Raw genomic sequence first — 19,521 nt, forward strand, 5'->3', positions numbered from 1 at the left:
AAACCGGCTTGCACGGTTAATCCGGTATTGCGCGTGTTGCGGTTTTGCGACCGCTGCGCGCTCGATCGCAGCCTCGTACTACTCGTCAGCGACTACAACACGGAGAGGGTGGTGAATCTGTAGTCGCTGACGAGCCATGCGAGGCTGCGTCCGGCTGCGAAGCAGTCGTGAAACCGGCTTGCACGGTTAATCAGGCATTGCGCGTATTGCGGTTTTGCGACCGCTGCGTCGCAGTGGCGCACCATCTCGATCGCAGCCTCGTACTACTCGTCAGCGACTACAACACGGAGAGGGTGGCGAATCTGTAGTCGCTGACGAGCCGTGCGAGGCTGCGTTCGGCTACGCAGTGGCTACAGCGCCAGGTTACTCCTGATACACCTTTTTCAGCAGGCGCAGCAGTTCTTCACGCTCGGCGCTATCCAGCGCCGAGGTCGCGTCAATGTCGCTTTGGGCAGCGATGGCCTTGAGCTCTTTGAGCAGGGCTTCTCCGGTCTTGCTCAGGAAGATGCCGTAGGAGCGCTTGTCGGGTTTGCAACGAACCCGTACCGCCAACGCCCGACTCTCCAGTTTGTTCAGCAATGGCACCACTTGCGGGGGCTCAATCGCCAGCGCGCGGGCCAGGTCTGCCTGCATCAGGCCGGGATGCTGGTCAATGATCGCCATTGCCGAAAACTGCGCCGGGCGCAGGTCATGGGCCGACAGTCGGCTGATCAGGTTCTGGAACAGCTTTAACTGGGCGCGACGCATGGCATAGCCGATCAGTTCGTCCAGCGCGGTGTCCAGGGGGGCCTGTACGTCCGGGCTTTCAGGCAGGGCCTCTTGGGCGACGACAGGGGTGGCTGACTTGGCCATAAATAGAGGGATCCTTGCTCGAATGAAGTTAATAAACCTATCTAGTTTGCCGCGGTTGAAGGTTGATAGCCACCGCTGCGTTATTTTACGTGCGGTTGCCGCCAAAAAATTTGGTTAATTTAATTAATGGTTAATTGACATAACTAATTTTGCCGGTTAGTTTTTACTCATCTTCAAGCGAACAACAAGAGAGCAATCGCTATGAGCCAATACGAAGGCCGCTGGAAAACCGTCAAAGTCGAAATCGAAGACAGCATCGCCTGGGTGATTCTCAATCGTCCGGAAAAACGCAATGCCATGAGCCCGACCCTGAACCGTGAAATGATCGACGTGCTGGAAACCCTCGAGCAGGACCCGCAGGCAGGCGTGTTGGTGTTGACCGGTGCGGGCGATGCCTGGACGGCGGGCATGGACTTGAAAGAGTACTTTCGCGAAGTGGACGCCGGTCCCGAGATTCTTCAGGAGAAAATCCGCCGTGAAGCGTCGCAGTGGCAATGGAAGTTGCTGCGCATGTACGCCAAGCCAACGATTGCCATGGTCAATGGCTGGTGCTTTGGTGGCGGTTTCAGCCCGCTGGTGGCGTGCGACCTGGCCATCTGCGCCGACGAGGCAACGTTTGGCCTGTCGGAAATCAACTGGGGCATTCCACCGGGCAACCTGGTCAGCAAGGCAATGGCAGACACCGTAGGCCACCGCCAGTCGCTGTACTACATCATGACCGGCAAGACCTTCGACGGGCGTAAAGCCGCCGAGATGGGCCTGGTCAATGAGAGCGTGCCGCTGGCGCAGCTGCGTGAAGTCACCATTGAACTGGCGCGCAACCTGCTGGAGAAAAACCCGGTTGTTCTGCGTGCGGCCAAGCATGGCTTCAAGCGCTGCCGCGAACTGACCTGGGAGCAGAACGAAGATTACCTGTACGCCAAGCTCGACCAGTCGCGACTGCTGGACACCGAAGGCGGGCGTGAGCAGGGCATGAAGCAATTCCTCGATGACAAGAGCATCAAGCCGGGCCTGCAAGCCTACAAGCGCTAATCTCGCTGTTCAGGGTGCGCCGGTCGCACCCTGTAAATGAATTCCCGATAACGACAATAAAGAGGAATCACCATGTTGGACGTGCCCCTGCTCATCGGCGGAAAGTCGTGCCCGGCCCGTGATGGCCGAACGTTCGAGCGCTGCAACCCGGTGACGGGTGAGGTGGTGTCACGCGTGGCCGCCGCCACCCTGGAAGATGCCGATGCCGCAGTTGCCGCGGCTCAGGCTGCTTTCCCTGCCTGGGCTGCGCTGGCGCCCAATGAACGACGTACGCGGCTGCTCGCTGCTGCCGAGTTGATGCAGGCACGGGCGAGCGAGTTTATCGAGGCGGCGGGTGAAACCGGGGCCATGGCCAACTGGTATGGGTTCAACGTCAAGCTGGCGGCCGGCATGCTTCGTGAGGCCGCCTCCATGACCACCCAGATCAACGGCGAAGTGATCCCTTCCGATGTGCCCGGCAGTTTTGCGATGGCCTTGCGTCAACCCTGTGGCGTGATCCTGGGCATCGCGCCCTGGAATGCCCCGGTGATTCTTGCCACCCGTGCGCTGGCCATGCCGCTGGCGTGCGGCAACACCGTGGTGCTCAAGGCTTCCGAGCTGAGCCCGGCCGTTCACCGGCTGATTGGCCAGGTGTTGCAGGATGCGGGACTGGGCGATGGCGTAGTCAACGTCATCAGCAATGCTCCGGCTGATGCACCGGCGATTGTAGAGCGACTGATCGCCAATCCGGCGGTGCGCCGGGTCAACTTTACCGGCTCAACCCACGTGGGGCGCATTGTTGCCGAACTGGCAGCCCGTCACCTCAAGCCGGCCCTTCTGGAGCTGGGGGGCAAGGCGCCGTTTCTGGTGCTGGACGACGCTGACCTTGACGCCGCAGTCGACGCCGCAGCCTTTGGCGCTTACTTCAATCAGGGCCAGATCTGCATGTCCACCGAGCGGCTGATCGTGGACAACAAGGTAGCTGATGCCTTTATCTACAAGCTGGCAACCAAGGTGGCCAACTTGCGCGCCGGTCATCCCCAGGCGGACGACTCGGTACTCGGCTCGCTGGTGGATGCCAGCGCCGGTGTGCGGATCAAGGCACTGATCGACGATGCGGTCGGCAAAGGCGCGCGGCTGGTGGTGGGTGGTCAGGTCGAGGGCAGCATCATGCAACCGGCGTTGCTCGATGGCGTGACCTCGAGCATGCGCCTGTACCGCGAAGAGTCCTTTGGCCCGGTTGCCGTGCTGCTGCGCGGGGACGGCGATGAGGCCTTGCTGAGCCTGGCCAACGATTCGGAGTTCGGGTTGTCGGCGGCTATTTTCAGCCGGGACACCGGGCGTGCCCTGGCTCTGGCCCAGCGGGTCGAATCGGGCATTTGCCATATCAACGGCCCGACGGTCCACGATGAAGCGCAAATGCCCTTTGGTGGAGTCAAGTCCAGCGGTTGCGGCAGTTTTGGCGGCAAGGCGTCGATCGAGCAATTCACCCAGTTGCGCTGGATCACCTTGCAGAACGGGCCGCGCCACTACCCGATCTGATCGTCTGCACAAGGCATAACAATAACAAGGAGCCATGCCTGCGCCATGCCGCTTAAGTGTCGGACGGGCAGCGCATGCCTTGATGGAGGAGCATGACGTGAGTTTCGAATTCAATTCCCCGGCCAAGTCCCCTACACCGGCGCCACGTTATCGCGAGGTGGCCATCGGTCACCCGGCGGTCGAAGTGCTGGAGGTCGGCGGCATCTTGCACATGCGCTCCCTGGAAACCCTGGAGCCGATGCCCGAACGTTTGCTTGATCGCCTGGTGCACTGGGCGCAGATCCGGCCCGGGCACACCTTTATCGCTGCACGGGACGCTGATGGCCAATGGCGTCGCATCAGCTATGCCCAGATGCTGGAAGACGTTCGCGCCATTGCGCAAAGCCTGCTGGCCTATGGCCTGGGGGCAGAGCGTCCGCTGGCGATCCTGTCGGGCAACGATATTGAGCATTTGCAGATGGCGTTGGGGGCAATGTATGCCGGTATTCCTTACTGCCCTGTTTCCCCTGCCTATTCGTTGCTGTCCCAGGATTTTGCCAAGTTGCGCCATGTCTGCGACCTGTTGCAGCCGGGCCTGATCTTTGTCAGTGACGCGGCGGTTTATCAGCGTGCCGTGGGCGCGGTATTGCCCTCAGACACGCCATTGGTAGCGGTACGCGGCGAGATGGCGGGGCGGCCCCAGGTGAGCTTTGCCAGTTTGCTGGAGCAGCCGGGCGGCGCCGAGGCCCAGGCTGCGTTCATGGCGTCAGGCCCGGACAGCATCGCCAAATTTCTCTTCACTTCAGGCTCGACCAAGCTGCCCAAAGCGGTGATTACCACCCAGCGCATGCTTTGTGCCAATCAACAAATGCTGTTGCAGACCTTTCCGGTTTTTGCCGAAGAACCCCCGGTGCTGGTGGACTGGTTGCCCTGGAACCACACGTTTGGCGGCAGTCATAACCTCGGGATCGTCCTCTACAACGGCGGTACGCTGTACCTGGATGGCGGTAAACCAACCGCTCAGGGCTTTGCCGAAACCCTGCGCAACCTCAAGGAAATCTCGCCTACTGCCTACCTCACCGTGCCTAAAGGCTGGGAAGAACTGGTCACGGCGCTGGAAACCGACAGCGAGTTGCGCGAGCGTTTTTTTGCCCGCATCAAACTGTTCTTTTTCGCCGCCGCGGGCCTTTCGCAAAGTATCTGGGACCGCCTCGACCGGGTTGCCGAGCAACACTGTGGCGAACGCATCCGGATGATGGCCGGGCTGGGCATGACCGAAGCCTCGCCTTCATGCACCTTCACCACCGGGCCGTTGTCGATGGCCGGTTATATCGGTCTGCCGGCGCCGGGCTGTGAGGTCCGTCTGGTACCGGTGGATGGCAAGCTGGAAGGGCGCTTTCGCGGCCCGCACATCATGCCCGGTTACTGGCGCGCCCCCGAGCAGAGTGCCGAGGCGTTTGACGATGAAGGCTTTTACCGCTCCGGTGACGCCATCAAGCTGGCCGATCCTTGCAACCCGCAATGGGGGTTGATGTTTGATGGGCGGCTGGCCGAGGACTTCAAATTGTCATCCGGGGTGTTTGTCAGCGTGGGGCCGCTGCGCAACCGGGCCGTACTCGAAGGTTCTCCCTATGTTCAGGATCTGGTGATCGCAGCGCCGGATCGCGAATGCCTTGGTGCGTTGGTATTTGCCCGGCTGTACGAGTGCCGACAGTTATCGGGCTTGCCTGCCGACGCCAGCGACGCGCAGGTGTTGGCCAGTGAACCGGTGCGCCAGTGGTTTGCTGACTGGTTGCAGCGGCTCAATCTTCAGGCCAGTGGCAATGCCAGTCGCCTGGAATGGATCGCGCTGCAGGATGAGGCCGCGTCGATCGATCGCGGTGAAATCACCGACAAGGGTTCGATCAATCAGCGTGCAGTGCTGCAATGGCGAGCGGCGCATGTGGAAGCGCTTTATCGCGGGCAGGCGCCTTCGATCCTGCGTGCTGGCAAGCCGTCGTGAGCCCTGGGGGGCAGTACTCGGCATTCACCGATGTCGCCATTCTTGAGGCGGTTCGTACCCCGTGGGTCGACCTGGGCGGGGCATTGGCCCAGGTTTCACCGATCGACATGGGGATCAAGGTCGCCCGTGAAGTGCTGGCCCGTGCCGGGCTGGACGGGGGGGCAGTGGACTCGGTACTGGCGGGTTCAATGGCCCAGGCCAGCTTCGATGCGTACATGTTGCCGCGTCATATCGGCCTCTACAGCGGTGTGGCGCAACAGGTGCCTGCCCTGGCGGTGCAGCGTATTTGCGCCACAGGGTTTGAACTGTTGCGCCAGGCTGCCGGGCAGTTGCATGACGGCATGGAACTGGCGCTGTGCGTGGGCACGGAGTCCATGTCCCGCAACCCGATTGCCGCCTACACCCATCGCGGTGGATTCCGCCTGGGGGCGCCGGTCGAGTTCAAGGATTTTCTCTGGGAAGCACTGTACGACCCGGCTCCCGGCGTGGACATGATCGCCACGGCGGAAAACCTGGCCACGGAGTACGGCCTGAGCCGTGAGGCCGTGGACGGCTATGCCCTCAATAGTCACCAGCAGGCACTTCACGCCCAGGCCAGCGGCTGGCTGGGGGATGAAATCGTCACCCTGCGCAATGAAGTGTTTGAGCTGGAAGGCTACCAGCCGCGGGGTATCAGCCTGCCGCGTCGATGTGAGTCGGTCAGCCTCGACAGTCATCCGCGTTCCACCGACGCCGCGGCCCTGGCCAGGCTGGGGGCCATTCACCCGGGGGGTGTGCAGACGGCGGGTAACAGTTGCGCAGTGGTGGATGGCGCTGCTGCCGCGCTGGTCGCCCGTGCATCGGCGGGGCAGCCGGCCCTGGCCAATTTACTGGCGACGGCGGTGGTCGGTGTTGCGCCACAACGGATGGGTATCGGCCCGGTGCCTGCGATCCAGTTGTTGCTCAAACGCAGCGGTTTGGCGCTGGACGCGATTGATCTGTTTGAAATCAACGAGGCGCAGGGCGCACAGGTTCTGGCGGTGGCACAGGCACTGGAACTGGACCGGCAAAAACTCAATTGCCGTGGCGGCTCCATTGCCCTGGGGCATCCCCTGGCCGCCACCGGCCTGCGCCTGGTGCTGACCCTGGCCCGGCAACTGCGCGAGCAGAATCTGCGTTATGGCATTGCCGCTGCGTGTGTCGGGGGTGGCCAGGGCATGGCGGTACTGATCGAGAATCCGCATTTTTCCACGATTTGAGGTTTTCCCATGTGGCAATACCAGGCGCCGCTGCGCGACATGCAATTTGTGATTGAACACTGGCTTGAGGCCCCACGGGCCTGGGCGCAAACAGAGCGCTTCCAGGACCTCGATCTGGCGCTGGCCCGCCAGGTGCTTGAAGAAGCCGGGCGGTTCAGCGCCCAGGTGCTTGCGCCGATCAACAGCAGTGGCGACCGCCAGGGATGTAGTTTCGACGCGGGCCGGGTGACGACGCCCGCCGGATTTGTCGAGGCGTATCGCGCCTACACCGAAGGCGGGTGGTCAGCCCTGGCGTGCGATGAGGCCTACGGCGGGCAGGGCTTGCCGCAGCTGCTCGATGCGGCGCTGCAGGAAATGCTCTATGCCAGCAATCATGGCTGGGCCATGTACACCGGCATCGCCCATGGTGCCTACCTGTGCCTCAAGGCCCATGCCCCGCAGTGGATCAAGGCGCGTTATTTGCCGCAGATTGTCAGCGGTGAAGCCTTGCCCACCATGTGCCTGACCGAGCCGCAGGCAGGCAGCGACGTCGGCCTGCTGCGCTGTCGTGCCGAACCGCAAGACGACGGCAGTTATCGTGTGAGCGGCAGCAAGCTGTTTATCTCTGGCGGCGAACACGACCTGAGCGCAAATATCCTGCATCTGGTGTTGGCACGACTGCCCGGTGCGCCTGCTGGCAGCCGGGGCATTTCGCTGTTTCTGGTGCCCAAGCTGCTGGACCACCATCAGGTCAACAACGTGCGTTGCGACGGTATCGAACACAAGATGGGGATCAAGGGCAGCGCAACCTGTTCGCTGGTGTTCGAGCAGGCACACGGCTGGCTGATTGGCGAGGCCAGTCGCGGTCTGGCGGCGATGTTCGTGATGATGAACTCGGCGCGGCTGCACGTGGGTCTGCAGGGGCTGGGACACGCCGAAGCGGCGTGGCAGAACGCTCGCGACTATGCCCTGGAACGCAAGCAGATGCGTGCGCCGGTGCGGCCTGTCGGGGTCAGTGCCGACGCCGCCGACCCGATCCATTTTCACCCGGCCATGCGCCGCACCTTGCTGGAGTTGCGCGCCTGCACCGAGGGGATGCGGGCCGTGGGCTATTGGGTGGCGCATCTGCTCGATGAGGCTGAGCACCAAGAGAGCCCGGCCGAGCGACAGCGCGCCCTGCAACTGGCAGAACTGCTGACGCCCGTGATCAAGGCGTTTTTCACCGACCAGGGGTTTCGCCAGGCCAGCAACGCTTTGCAGGTGTTCGGCGGTTACGGCTATGTCAGCGAGTTTGCGATCGAGCAAACCCTGCGCGACAGCCGGATCGCGATGATTTATGAGGGCAGCAACGAGATCCAGGCCAATGACTTGCTGTTGCGCAAAGTGCTGGGTGATGACGGCCGGGCGTTTGCCGAGTTGCTGGCGGTGATGCGCCAGGAGTCCGCGCTGGCCCTGGAGGCCTCGGAGTGTGCCGGTTTTGGCACTGAGCTGGAGCGACTGTGCGACAAGCTTGAAGCGGTGGTGGGCGCAGTTCGTGAGCGCGCTGGCGAGGAGATCGAGTATCCCTATCGGGTTGCCGGGGACTTTTTGCGGTTGTGCGGGGTGGCCCTGCTGGGGTTTGCCTGGGTACGAGGGGCGCGGGTGTCCCGTTTGCTGCCCGACAGCGACCCTGTACGCGCCGGCAAGCTACAAACTGCGCAGTTCTTTTTTGCCTATGTATTGCCAGAAGCCGACTACCGAATCGCCTCCATTCGTGGCGCACAGGCGAGCCTGGCGTTTGTCGAGTGATACCCGGAAAACACTGCTTCAGTGGATCCAATAAATCGATTTTCAAGTGACTAAGACTGAGTTCGTGGCCAGACAGGATTTCTGGCTACGAGATTGGTCGATAATCGAACGCTAAAGTGTAGAGGGTCTTTATAATTCAACGTGTTGTATTTAAAGGAAAAAATTAATATCTCTGCGCCGGTTTCAGGATCTGAGGGCAGGGGTTCTTGATATTGTGACAATCCCTCATATTGCCTGTGGATCCATTAACGGGTTGACTAGCGCCCTGGCGATGGCTGGATTCCTTCCTGACCGTCGCCCATAAAAATTACAAAAAAAGGGTCTCGTCATGAAAGGCTTATCCAGAGCACAGAACTGTCAGGGTTCTGTCCGCTTTATGTCTGCGCGCACTGCCGTGTTTTGCGTTTGCCTTGTCCGGGTCGCTTGCGACAGGCAGGTGCAATGATGGATATCGATCTGAAAGCTCGCGTGGATAACGGTCCGATGGTGCGGTTTCAATGGCTCGCCATCGGGATCTGCATCGTGTTGAACATGATCGATGGCTTTGATGTGCTGGTGATGGCGTTCACGGCGGCTTCGGTGTCGGCCGAGTGGGGCCTGAGCGGGGCGCAAATCGGCATGTTGCTCAGTGCCGGGCTGTTTGGCATGGCGGCGGGTTCGCTGTTTCTCGCCCCCTGGGCAGATCGCATCGGTCGACGCCCATTGATCCTGTTGTGCCTGGTGGTCAGCGGCACGGGCATGCTGCTTTCGGCGTTGAGCCAGACACCGGTGCAGTTGGCGCTGCTGCGCGGGCTTGCGGGGCTGGGGATTGGCGGGATTCTGGCCAGCAGCAACGTGATTGCCAGCGAGTACGCCAGCAAGCGCTGGCGCGGCCTGGCAGTGAGTCTGCAATCCACCGGCTATGCCCTGGGTGCCACCCTGGGCGGTTTGCTGGCAGTCTGGTTGTTGACCCATTGGGGCTGGCGTTCGGTGTTTGTCTTCGGCGGGGTTGTGACCTTTGCGGTGATCCCGCTGGTGTTGCTGTGGCTGCCCGAGTCGCTGGACTTTTTGCTTGCGCGCCGCCCGGCCACGGCCTTGCAACGTATCAATAGCCTGGCCCGACGCCTGGGTCAGCCAGCCTTGAACCAGATGCCTGCTGCGGTGGTGAGTCCGGCGGGTGCCAGTACCGGCCTGACCAAGCTTCTGGCGCCCGCCATGCGCCGCACCACGCTGCTGATCTGGCTGTTGTTCTTCCTGGTGATGTTCGGCTTTTACTTTGTGATGAGCTGGACGCCAAAACTGCTGGTGTCGGCCGGGCTTTCGGCGCAACAGGGCATTACCGGCGGCGTGTTGTTGAGCGTTGGCGGGATCTTTGGCGCGGCGCTGATCGGCGGCTTGTCATCGCGCTGGCCGCTGACCCGGGTGCTGTCGCTGTTCATGCTGATTACCGCGGGCTTGCTAGTGCTGTTTGTCGGCTCTGGGTCTTCGGTCATGGCCGCGTTGGGGCTTGGATTGCTGATCGGGCTGTTTTCCAATGGCTGCGTTGCCGGGCTCTATGCATTGTCGCCAGTGGTGTATGACGCTTCCGTACGAGCAACGGGCGTGGGCTGGGGGATCGGCATTGGGCGTATCGGCGCGATCCTGTCGCCCATTGTGGCCGGTTTTCTGCTGGATGCCGGCTGGCAGCCCCTGCACCTGTATGGCGTGTTTGCCATCGTGTTCGTGATCGCGGCCGGTTGCTTGCTGCTGCTCAAACCGTCGACTTCGCAGGCACAACCGGCGCTGGCCCAGGCCTGATTCAACCTTCTGATCAATGCCCGGCCTGGCCGGGCGCATACCCTTATTTATCTGTCTGGGCGGGCTGTATCAGCTGCGGGGAGCGGCTGCGCCCAACAATCGGAGAACAATAATAATGAAGATGCTTACAGGTTTGCTGTCGTTGTCGGTGTGTGCCTCGGCAATGGCCCAGGATGCAGGTTTTTTTGACGGCGCGAAGGCCGATTTGATGCTGCGCAACTACTACTTCAATCGTGATTTTCGTGACCACAGCGCCGGCAAAAGCAAGGTGGATGAATGGGCGCAGGGCTTTATTCTGAAATTCAGCTCCGGTTACACCCCGGGGCCTGTGGGTTTTGGCCTGGAAGGGATTGCCATGCTTGGGGTCAAGCTCGACAGCAGTCGCGTGGCCAGTGGCTCCGAACTGCTGCCGGTGAACAGCGATGGTCGCGCGGCCGATAACTTTGGCCGGGCAGGGCTGGCGGCCAAGGCGCGCTTTTCGGAAACGGAAGTGAAGGTTGGCGAATTGCTGCCGGATGTTCCGGTGTTGCGGTACGACGATGGGCGACTGCTGCCGCAGACCTTCCGTGGCGCCATGCTGGTGTCCAGGGAGATTGAAGGCCTGGGGCTGCAGGCGGGGCAATACCGGGCCGTGAGCCTGCGCAATTCTTCGGACATGCAGGATCTGGCGGCGTGGGCTGCGCCGGGCGTGACCTCCGACCGATTCAACTATGCGGGGGCTGAGTACCGTTTCAATGAGCAGCGTACCCAGGTGGGGGCGTGGCATTCGCAGTTGGCGGATATCTATCAGCAAAGCTATTTCAATCTGCTGCACAAACAGCCGGTGGGTGACTGGGTGCTGGGCGCCAATCTGGGTTACTTCATCGACAAGGACGATGGTAGCGCGCGTATCGGTCGGGTCAGCAGCCGCACGGCGTACGGACTGTTCTCCGCGGCTACGGGCGGGCACACGTTGTACCTGGGGTTGCAGCGGGTCAGCGGGGACAGCGGCTGGATGTCGGTGTACGGCAGCAGCGGGCGCACGCTGGGCAACGACATGTTCAACGGTAACTTCAGCAATGCCGACGAGCGCTCCTGGCAAGCGCGTTACGACTACAACTTTGCCGCGCTCGGGGTGCCTGGATTGCTGGCGATGGTTCGCTATGGTCATGGCGACAACGCCACCACCAAACAGGGGACTAACGGCAAGGAATGGGAGCGCGATACCGAAGTCGGCTATACGTTCCAGAGCGGCACGCTGAAGAATCTCAGCTTGCGCGTCAACAACGCCACCAACCGTCGCAGCTTCAACAGCGACTTCGACCAGACCCGTGTGATCGTGAGTTATCCGTTGTCGATGTAGGGGGGCTGCGATGCAGGCAGTGCGGTGTGTCTGTCGAATCGCGTCGATACCATCGCGAGCAAGCCCGCTCCCACAGGGGGATGTGCCAGGTAGTAGATGCTGAGGGATGTGTGCGCCGCTCAGTCTCTATAGCCGCTCATGCGTTACTATGGCCGCTCACGTTTTCTGGATGCTGCCTGGATGAGCAAACCCGGTCAATTGGTGCTGATTGCACTGCGCAAGATGATTGCCTCAGGCGAGCTTGCCGCTGGCGAACGCCTCATGGAAATTCCCACTGCCGAGTTGTTCGGCGTCTCCCGCATGCCGGTACGCATGGCCTTTCGCACGCTTGAGCAGGAAGGCTTGCTGGTGCGTTTCGGCGGGCGCGGTTTTCAGGTGCGTTCGGTCAGTGCCAATGACATTGCGGGTGCGGTGGAGGTGCGCGGGGTGCTCGAAGGCCTGGCGGCACGTTTGACGGCCGAACGCGGGCTGTCGGGAGAGGCACGGGCCGCCCTGGAGTTGTGCCTGTTGCAAGGGGATGAGCTGTTCGATAAAGGCTTCGTCACCGAGGACGATCTTGAGGTCTATCACGACCTCAATATGCGCTTTCATCAGGTTATCGTTGAGGGCAGTCACAACCCGGCCATTGCCGATGCCCTGGCACGCAATGATCATTTGCCGTTTGCTTCAGTGACGGCGCTGGCGGTTGATCGCAAGGACATGGCCCGTGAATACCGGCGCTTCAACTATGCCCATATGCAGCATCATTCGGTGTTCGATGCGCTGGTCAGTCGCCAGGGTGCCCGCGCCGAAGCGATCATGCGCGAGCACGCCAACGCGACGTTGCGCTATGCCGAAATCTTCGGCTCGGCCACTGCCAATGAGCGGATGAAAGTGATCCACCGCTCCGATTGAAGTTCAGATATCCAGCACCAGCATGGGCGATTTCGAGCGCGAACAGCACGGAGTGAACTGATCGTTGCAAGCCTGCTCCTCTTCGGTGAGGAACATGTCGCGATGATCCGGAACGCCTTCCAGCACGCGGGTCAGGCACGTGCCGCATACCCCTTGCTCGCATGACATGGGTATATCGATGCCGTGACTTTCCAGGACCTGGACCACGGTTTTGTCCGCTGGAATATCGAAGACCTGGCCGGTGCTGCCCACCTTGACCGAAAAGCTGCCGTCGTTGCTGCTGTCAACCGGGGCGGCGGCGAAGTACTCCCGGTGCAGGGCGTGCTCCTGCCAGTCTTGAGCGCGCGCACTGTCCAGAACATGCTGCATGAAGCCGCCCGGGCCGCACACGTACAAATGGGTGCCGGGCTGCGGGCTGGCCAGCACCTGGGCTGCATTCAGGGCGGTCTCTGGCTGCTCGTCGAAGTGCATGAACACCCGGTCGGCAAAAGGCGAGTTGCGCAGGCGCTCGACAAAGGCCGCCCGCTCGCTGGACCGGGCGCAGTAATGCAGTTCGAAATCTGCGCCGCTGTGGGCCAGGCGCTCCGCCATGCACAGAATCGGGGTGATCCCTATGCCCCCTGCAAACAGCAAGCTGCGGCGGGCTTCGTGGATCAGCGGGAACAGGTTGCGCGGTTCACTGATGCGCAGGCTATCGCCACTCTTGATCTGTTCATGCAGGCTTTGCGAGCCGCCCCGTGAAGCCGGATCCCTGAGCACGCCAATCAGGTAGCGATGCTGTTCATCAGGATGGTTGCACAGGGAGTATTGGCGGATCAGTCCGCCGGGCAGGTGCACATCAATGTGCGATCCGGCACTGAACGCGGGGAGGGCGCTGCCATCGGCGTTGGCCAGCTCATAGGTGCAAATGCCCTGTGCTTCGTTGTTGCGAGATACCACCACCACATCAATCATGCTGCTTCCTCAAAGCGTTGCCATTGAGGGGGCTGGCCCACGTGCGCTCGCCCCCGTCCGGGAATTACTGCGCAGTGGCGATCAAGTGTGGCTCGGGTGTGCGTTCGCTGGCGATGATGCGGTCCAGGACGCGGCGTGACTGCACGCCGCCCGAGTCGATATTGAGCTTGAGCAATGCGCGTTGCGGGTGGTCCAGCAGGTTTTGTTGCTGTTGTTCGAGCATCTCCAGGTCTTCGCTGAAAATCTTGCCCTGGCCCTCGCGGATGGTCGCGGTGAGCGCCTGATCCTGAGGGTTGAAGTTGCGTGCCATCCCCCAGAAGTACCAGATCGAGGTGTCTGTTTCAGGGGTGATGAAATCGACCACGATGCTCGATGCCTTGAACTCGGGGGCTGCGTGGTAGCCGCCTTTGCCCGCGTGAGCGACCCCGACTTCGATCAAGACGTGGCTGGGTGGCGAGAAGCGGCAGATCTGCCAGCGGTCCACCGGCACATCGTCGGCCAGATTATTGCCGCGCAAGGCCATGCGCCAGAACGGCGGGGCCATGATGTTTTCCATGTGCCGCGCCGTGACGACTTCGTTGCCTTCAACCGTGGTGGTCGGGGCGACTTCGTCGATTTCCTTCTGGCCAATGCTGGAGGCGTGTACGTAGGTTTCGTGGGTCAGGTCCATCAGGTTGTCGATCATCAGGCGATAGTCGCAACCGATATGAAACAGGCCGCCGCCATAGGCCCATTCATCGCTCACCGCCCACTCCAGGTGGTGGATCAATGCAGGGTCGGCTTGATCCTGATCGCCGGGCCATACCCAGATAAAGCCGTAGCGTTCGACCACGGCATAGGTCTTGTTGCACGGGAAACCGCGTACCCGCTGTCCGGGCATCTCGACGGTTTTGCCGTCGCAGCCCATGACCAGCCCGTGATAGCCGCACACCAGGTTGCCGTTCTCGACATAACCCAGTGACAGGGGAGCACCGCGATGCGGGCAAAAGTTCTCGACAGCGGCGACTTTGTTTTCGTGGCCGCGATAAAAAACCATTTTCTCGCCGCAAATCTGCCGGCCCAAAGGCTTGTCGGTGATTTCATCGGGGGTGCATGCGACGTACCAGGTGTTTTTTGGGTACATGACCAATCTCCAGATCAGGTGTTATTGCTCTTATGGATCCATTAGGCGGCATTGGGATCTTTCAAGTCAATTTCATGTGGGAGTATTGTTGGGTTTGACTGGGGGTTTTGGCGATTATCGAACACAAAATGCAAAGGTGAGCGATAACAGTGGATCCATTAAATAAATATGCAGGGAGAGCCGATGTTCATCAACAGCTCCCCGAGAAGGCTATAAACTACCGTCTGCGTGGTTCTGGCTCGAAGGGTCTGCAAGGGCGGTCGTGTCATGGGCTTGTTAGATCATCGATAGCGAGTAGTGCATTCTTTAAATGACCAACCCCACTTCTACCTCCAATGCCACCTGGCAGCCGGTCATCGCGCTGGCGCTGGCCGCCTTTGTGTTCAACACCACGGAATTTGTGCCTGTGGGGTTGTTGAGTGCGATTGGCGGCAGCTTTGATCTGTCCACTGCCAAGGTCGGACTGATGCTGACCATCTATGCGTGGGTGGTTTCGCTGGCATCGCTGCCGATCATGCTGCTGACCCGCAACGTCGAGCGCCGCAAGTTGTTGCTCGTGCTGTTCGGGCTGTTTATCGCCAGTCATGTGCTGTCGAGCCTGGCGGCCAACTTCGGCATTTTGTTGTTAAGCCGGATCGGGGTAGCGTTGTCTCATGCCCTGTTCTGGTCCATTACGGCGTCACTGGCGGTGAGGCTGGCGCCAGAAGGCAAGGAGGTGCAAGCCTTGGGCCTGTTGGCGACCGGCACGTCGCTGGCGATGGTCATGGGTGTTCCCCTGGGCCGCTTGCTGGGTGAGGCGATGGGCTGGCGCACAACCTTTATCGTGATTGCGGTGCTTGCCGCAGTGCTGGTGTTTTGGCTGGCCAGAACCTTGCCGTTGTTGCCAAGCCAGAACTCGGGCTCCCTCAGAAGCCTGCCGGTATTGTTCAAGCGACCTGCGCTGGTGGCGGTCTATGTGCTGACGGCGGTGGTGATCACGGCACAGTTCACTGCCTACAGCTACGTCGAGCCCTTTGTGCAGGGTGTGGCCGGCATGAGTGGCAGTACCGTTACCCTGATTCTGCTGCTGTTCGGCGGTGCGGGGATTATCGGTTCCCTTTGCTTCAGCTGGTTCCACAAGTACAGCCCGCAGGCTTTCCTGTTGATCGCTGTAGGCCTGATCGCGCTGAGCCTGCTGTTGCTGTTGCCGGCCAGCAACTGGATTGAATCCCTGGGTGTGTTGAGCATTATCTGGGGGATGGCGATCATGGGGTTTGGTTTGGCGATGCAGTCCAGGGTTCTGACACTGGCGCCCGATGCAACGGATGTGGCGATGGCCATGTTCTCGGGTATTTACAACATCGGGATCGGCGGGGGTGCGCTGCTGGGCAGTTCGGTGGGCAGCCATTTCGGCTTTGCCTGGATCGGGCTGGCGGGGGGTTCGCTGGCGGGGCTGGCATTGGTGTTCTACGCCTGGACCATGTACCGGCTAAACCGCAGCGCCGCACAGGCCTGACAAACCGGGGTTCTGGCGCAATGCCAGAGCCCCGGAAGGTATTACACGGCGCTCAGATGCTCGTACAGAATCGTGGCGCCCACGATGATCAACACCACGCCGCCCACGATCTCCGCACGCTTGCCGACGAGGCTGCCCAGCGCCCGGCCAAGCATGGTGCCGATAATGACCATGGTCATGGTGGCCAGGCCGATGGCAGCAGCTGCCACCAGGATATTGACGTCCACAAAAGCCAGGCCGACGCCTACCGCCAGCGCATCGATGCTGGTGGCGATGGCCGTGACCACCAGAATCCAGAAAGAGTGTTGCGACGGTTTGTCTTCGGGCTCGTCTTCATCGGGTTTTACGCCGTTGTAGATCATGTACAGGCCCAGACCCAGCAGCAGGATGAAGGCGATCCAGTGGTCCCACTGAGTGACGTAGCTGCTGGCCGCCTGACCGATGGCCCAGCCGATCACAGGCGTAATGGCTTCGATCACACCAAAGATCAGACCGGTGCGCAGGGCTTCGCTGAAACGGGGTTTGTGCAGGCTTGAGCCTTTGCCGATGGCGGCGGCAAAAGCATCGGTGGACATGGCGAAAGCCAGGAGAATCAGGGCAATTGGGTTCAATTCAGTCATCCAGCCGGGCTTGAGACAACGACATAGCACTGCGCGCCCGACTTCAGCACAGGTATGACGTTGGTCTCGCAAATCCGTATGGATGCCATGGCCACGGCAGGTTGCCGAGAATGTTGACCAGAGCGCCGCCACGCAAGTGACGGCCAGCTACTCCCCAAAGAGGGGCGCAGAATAACAGCAAATGATGCAATTAAGGGAAAAGGCTAAATTTATCGTAGGATTCTTCGTTTATAAGATCGCCTGAAAACCGTGGTCAGCTCCCGCAGGGGGGCATTCAGGCCGACGTGCTGACCATCGACCCCGAGCCGCTGCTGCCCTGGGCTGTCAGTGCCTGCAGCAATGCGGCCGTGGCCGCTTGCAGCGCCGCAGTGGTCGCCGTCACTTGTGCCTGGGCCCCGGCAACGGCAGCGGCCTTGGCGTCCGGGCTCTGGTCGCTGGCCTGAATGCTTTGCAGTGCCTGCATCTGCTGCTGGAGCTGTTTTTGCAGTTGCGCGATCTGTTTTTTCAACTGCTTGACCGTGTCTGAACTGTCGTCACTGCTGTCTGGTGCAGGTGCCGCATTGGCGCCCCTGGACGCTCGCGGCTTGACCTGTTCGGTGGCCGTGGCGCTGGCGTCACTCACGGCGCTGCTGTCCGGCGCGTTGCTGGATGCAGTGCTGGCCACGCTCTGGATATTCAGGCTGGATGCCAAGGGGTTGATGCTGCCGACCATGTCGATTCGTCCTTTAAACCTTATGCCATTCAAGTCCATCGGCAGGGCGCGCCAGTGCTTTAGGCCGTGGCGCGAAATAAGCCGGATCACAGGTCATATGCTTATTCCCTAACGGTATTTAAATTAAATTTCTTATACCTATAAAGTCATACCCCTGCGTACAGGTCGACCAATCGACGCGCCGCACGAAATGAACCAACACGGGACCTCCGTGAGTTTCTGATCGATCAGCGCGCCATTGGGTGTGCTCTGCGTGGGAGTGATTTATGTCTGCACCGTCTGCCTCTGCGATTGCTGTAAGCATCGCCCCTCAGTCTTTTGAGATTCGCCCGTTCAGCGGTGCCGTGGGAGCCGAAATCATCGGGCTTGATCTGGCGTTGCCGGTCAATGACCAGGATTTTGCGCGCATTCACCGCGCGCATCTGGAGCATCACGTAGTGGTGTTCCGCGATCAGCGCATTACCCCGCAGCAACAGATCGCCTTCAGTCGCCGTTTTGGCATTTTGCAGATCCATGTGCTCAAGCAGTTTCTGCTGACCGGGCACCCGGAAATTCTCATCGTCTCCAATATTATCGAGAACGGCCAATCCATCGGCCTGGGGGATGCGGGCAAGTTCTGGCACTCCGATCTTTCCTATAAAGAGCTGCCGAGCCTGGGCTCGATGCTGCATGCCCAGGAGCTGCCGAGCGAAGGCGGGGATACGCTGTTCGCCGACATGCACAAAGCCTGGGACGGCCTGCCGCAAGCCTTGCGCAGTGCCGTGGAAGGCCGCTCGGCCGCGCATTCGTATACGGCGCGCTACAGCGAAACCAAATTTGAAGGCAACTGGCGCCCGACCCTGACCCCGGAGCAATTGGCTCAGGTCAGCGAGGTGGTGCATCCGGTGGTACGGACCCACCCGGAAAACGGCCGCAAGGCCCTGTTTGTCAGCGAGGGTTTCACGACCCGCATTGTGGGCCTGCCCGAGGATGAAAGCCGCCAGTTGCTGGCAGAGCTATTCGCCCACAGCGTGCTGCCTGAAAACATCTACCGCCATCAATGGCAGCCCCATGACCTGGTGTTCTGGGATAACCGTTCGCTGATCCATCTCGCTGCCGGATGCCCAAGCCATCTGCGTCGCAAGCTCTATCGCACCACCATTCAGGGCAACGCCCCTTACTGATCGTCCCTATTTCAAGGAGCATAGCCATGCCCAAATCATTCAAAACCGTCGCTGCCAGTGTAGGCCTGGGCTTGAGTCTGCTTGCCGGCAGCCTGGTCGCACCCACCGTGGCCCATGCCGAAGGCGAGATCCGTATCGCCGAACAGTTCGGCATTGTCTACCTGCTGCTCAACGTGGTGCGCGATCAAAACCTGATCGAGAAACACGGCAAGGAGGAGGGCATCGACATCAAGGTCGACTGGACTCAATTGTCCGGCGGAGCGGCGGTCAACGATGCCTTGCTTTCCGGTTCCATTGACATTGCCGGCGCCGGGGTTGGCCCGCTGCTGACTATCTGGGATCGCACCCACGGCAAGCAGAACGTCAAGGCCGTGGCATCGCTGGGCAACTTTCCGTACTACCTGCTGAGCAATAATCCGAACGTCAAAACCATTGCCGACTTCTCCGAAAAGGACCGCATTGCCGTGCCTGCTGTGGGTGTTTCCGTGCAGTCACGCTTTTTGCAATATGCGGCTGCCAAGCAATGGGGCGACAAGGAGTTCAACCGGCTGGACAAGTACACCATCGCCGTCCCCCATCCTGATGCCACGGCTGCGCTGATTGCCGGTGGTACAGAGCTGAGCGGGCATTTTTCCAACCCGCCGTTCCAGGATCAGGCGCTGAAAAACCCCAACGTACACGTGGTGCTCAATACCTACGACTTGCTCGGCCCCAACTCACCGACCGTGCTGTTTGCCACCGAGAAGTTCCGTAACGACAACCCTAAAACCTACAAGGCCTTCGTCGAGGCGTTGACCGAGGCGGCCGAGTTTGCCCAGAACGACAAGGCTGCTGCCGCTGACACATACATTCGCGTAACCAAGTCCAAAGTCGATCGCGACGAGTTGCTGAAGATCATCGACACCCCGGAGTACGAGTTCAGCGTGACGCCGAAAAACACTTACCCACTGGCTGAGTTTCTGTACCGCGTTGGCGCGATCAAAAACAAACCCGACTCCTGGAAAGATTACTTCTTCCAGGACGCCAAACCGCTGCAGGGGAGCTGACAGCC

16 protein-coding genes are annotated in these 19,521 nt (G+C 60.6%); 11 read left to right on the forward strand and 5 right to left on the reverse strand.

Going from position 1 to position 19,521, the window contains the following annotated elements; translation table 11 throughout:
* Window positions 1-363: 363 nt before the first annotated feature.
* A complete protein-coding gene (locus KO536_RS19885) occupies window positions 364-852 on the reverse strand; it encodes a MarR family winged helix-turn-helix transcriptional regulator (protein WP_019822411.1) in 489 nt (162 codons plus the stop codon).
* A gap of 201 nt (window positions 853-1,053) precedes the next feature.
* Between KO536_RS19885 and KO536_RS19890 the strand changes: the two genes are divergently transcribed.
* The 8 genes from KO536_RS19890 to KO536_RS19925 all read left to right on the forward strand — a co-directional run bounded on the left by KO536_RS19890 (window position 1,054) and on the right by KO536_RS19925 (window position 12,403).
* Window positions 1,054-1,884 (forward strand): p-hydroxycinnamoyl CoA hydratase/lyase, encoded by an 831-nt coding sequence (locus tag KO536_RS19890; RefSeq protein WP_019822412.1) that lies wholly within the window; start codon window positions 1,054-1,056, stop codon window positions 1,882-1,884.
* A 72-nt stretch (window positions 1,885-1,956) separates the two neighbouring features.
* Complete coding sequence (locus KO536_RS19895; protein ID WP_219262720.1) at window positions 1,957-3,405, forward strand: aldehyde dehydrogenase; 1,449 nt, start codon at window positions 1,957-1,959, stop codon at window positions 3,403-3,405.
* A gap of 97 nt (window positions 3,406-3,502) precedes the next feature.
* Entirely contained in the window at window positions 3,503-5,386 is a 1,884-nt protein-coding gene (locus KO536_RS19900; protein WP_374105715.1) for a feruloyl-CoA synthase, read from the forward strand.
* Complete coding sequence (locus KO536_RS19905) at window positions 5,383-6,624, forward strand: thiolase family protein (protein WP_219262721.1); 1,242 nt, start codon at window positions 5,383-5,385, stop codon at window positions 6,622-6,624. The genes KO536_RS19900 and KO536_RS19905 overlap by 4 nt, the downstream gene beginning before the upstream one ends.
* A gap of 9 nt (window positions 6,625-6,633) precedes the next feature.
* Window positions 6,634-8,391: an acyl-CoA dehydrogenase gene (locus tag KO536_RS19910; protein WP_219262722.1), complete on the forward strand. Its 1,758-nt coding sequence runs from the start codon at window positions 6,634-6,636 to the stop codon at window positions 8,389-8,391.
* 444 nt (window positions 8,392-8,835) lie between these two features.
* Window positions 8,836-10,167, forward strand: a complete 1,332-nt coding sequence (locus KO536_RS19915; RefSeq protein WP_219262723.1) for an MFS transporter — start codon at window positions 8,836-8,838, stop codon at window positions 10,165-10,167.
* Window positions 10,168-10,282: 115 nt separating this feature from the next.
* Window positions 10,283-11,509: an OprD family porin gene (locus tag KO536_RS19920; RefSeq protein ID WP_219262724.1), complete on the forward strand. Its 1,227-nt coding sequence runs from the start codon at window positions 10,283-10,285 to the stop codon at window positions 11,507-11,509.
* Between the two features lie 180 nt (window positions 11,510-11,689).
* Window positions 11,690-12,403, forward strand: a complete 714-nt coding sequence (locus KO536_RS19925) for a GntR family transcriptional regulator (protein WP_133078537.1) — start codon at window positions 11,690-11,692, stop codon at window positions 12,401-12,403.
* Window positions 12,404-12,406: 3 nt separating this feature from the next.
* Here the strand turns inward: KO536_RS19925 and KO536_RS19930 are convergent, their stop codons facing one another.
* Together KO536_RS19930 and KO536_RS19935 are read right to left on the reverse strand one after the other, a co-directional pair.
* Entirely contained in the window at window positions 12,407-13,357 is a 951-nt protein-coding gene (locus KO536_RS19930; RefSeq protein WP_219262725.1) for a PDR/VanB family oxidoreductase, read from the reverse strand.
* A gap of 64 nt (window positions 13,358-13,421) precedes the next feature.
* Complete coding sequence (locus KO536_RS19935; protein ID WP_133078539.1) at window positions 13,422-14,480, reverse strand: aromatic ring-hydroxylating dioxygenase subunit alpha; 1,059 nt, start codon at window positions 14,478-14,480, stop codon at window positions 13,422-13,424.
* Between the two features lie 310 nt (window positions 14,481-14,790).
* Between KO536_RS19935 and KO536_RS19940 the strand changes: the two genes are divergently transcribed.
* Complete coding sequence (locus tag KO536_RS19940; RefSeq protein ID WP_133078540.1) at window positions 14,791-15,975, forward strand: sugar transporter; 1,185 nt, start codon at window positions 14,791-14,793, stop codon at window positions 15,973-15,975.
* Window positions 15,976-16,016: 41 nt separating this feature from the next.
* On the opposite strand, the gene mntP is transcribed toward KO536_RS19940, so the two are convergent.
* Both mntP and KO536_RS19950 read right to left on the reverse strand, forming a co-directional pair.
* Window positions 16,017-16,586 carry a manganese efflux pump MntP gene (gene mntP, locus KO536_RS19945; protein WP_133078552.1) on the reverse strand — a complete coding sequence of 190 codons (570 nt, stop codon included), beginning with the start codon at window positions 16,584-16,586 and terminating at the stop codon, window positions 16,017-16,019.
* 283 nt (window positions 16,587-16,869) lie between these two features.
* On the reverse strand, window positions 16,870-17,307 hold the full coding sequence (locus KO536_RS19950; RefSeq protein ID WP_219262726.1) for a hypothetical protein: 438 nt from the start codon (window positions 17,305-17,307) through the stop codon (window positions 16,870-16,872).
* 266 nt (window positions 17,308-17,573) lie between these two features.
* Here KO536_RS19950 and KO536_RS19955 point away from each other — a divergent pair, with 266 nt between their 5' ends.
* Both KO536_RS19955 and KO536_RS19960 read left to right on the forward strand, forming a co-directional pair.
* Window positions 17,574-18,470 carry a TauD/TfdA family dioxygenase gene (locus tag KO536_RS19955; protein ID WP_019822426.1) on the forward strand — a complete coding sequence of 299 codons (897 nt, stop codon included), beginning with the start codon at window positions 17,574-17,576 and terminating at the stop codon, window positions 18,468-18,470.
* 26 nt (window positions 18,471-18,496) lie between these two features.
* Window positions 18,497-19,516 (forward strand): ABC transporter substrate-binding protein, encoded by a 1,020-nt coding sequence (locus KO536_RS19960; RefSeq protein WP_133078543.1) that lies wholly within the window; start codon window positions 18,497-18,499, stop codon window positions 19,514-19,516.
* The last annotated feature ends 5 nt before the right edge of the window (window positions 19,517-19,521 follow it).

The sequence above is a fragment of the Pseudomonas sp. NKUCC02_KPG genome, from assembly GCF_019345465.1.
GTDB lineage: Bacteria > Pseudomonadota > Gammaproteobacteria > Pseudomonadales > Pseudomonadaceae > Aquipseudomonas.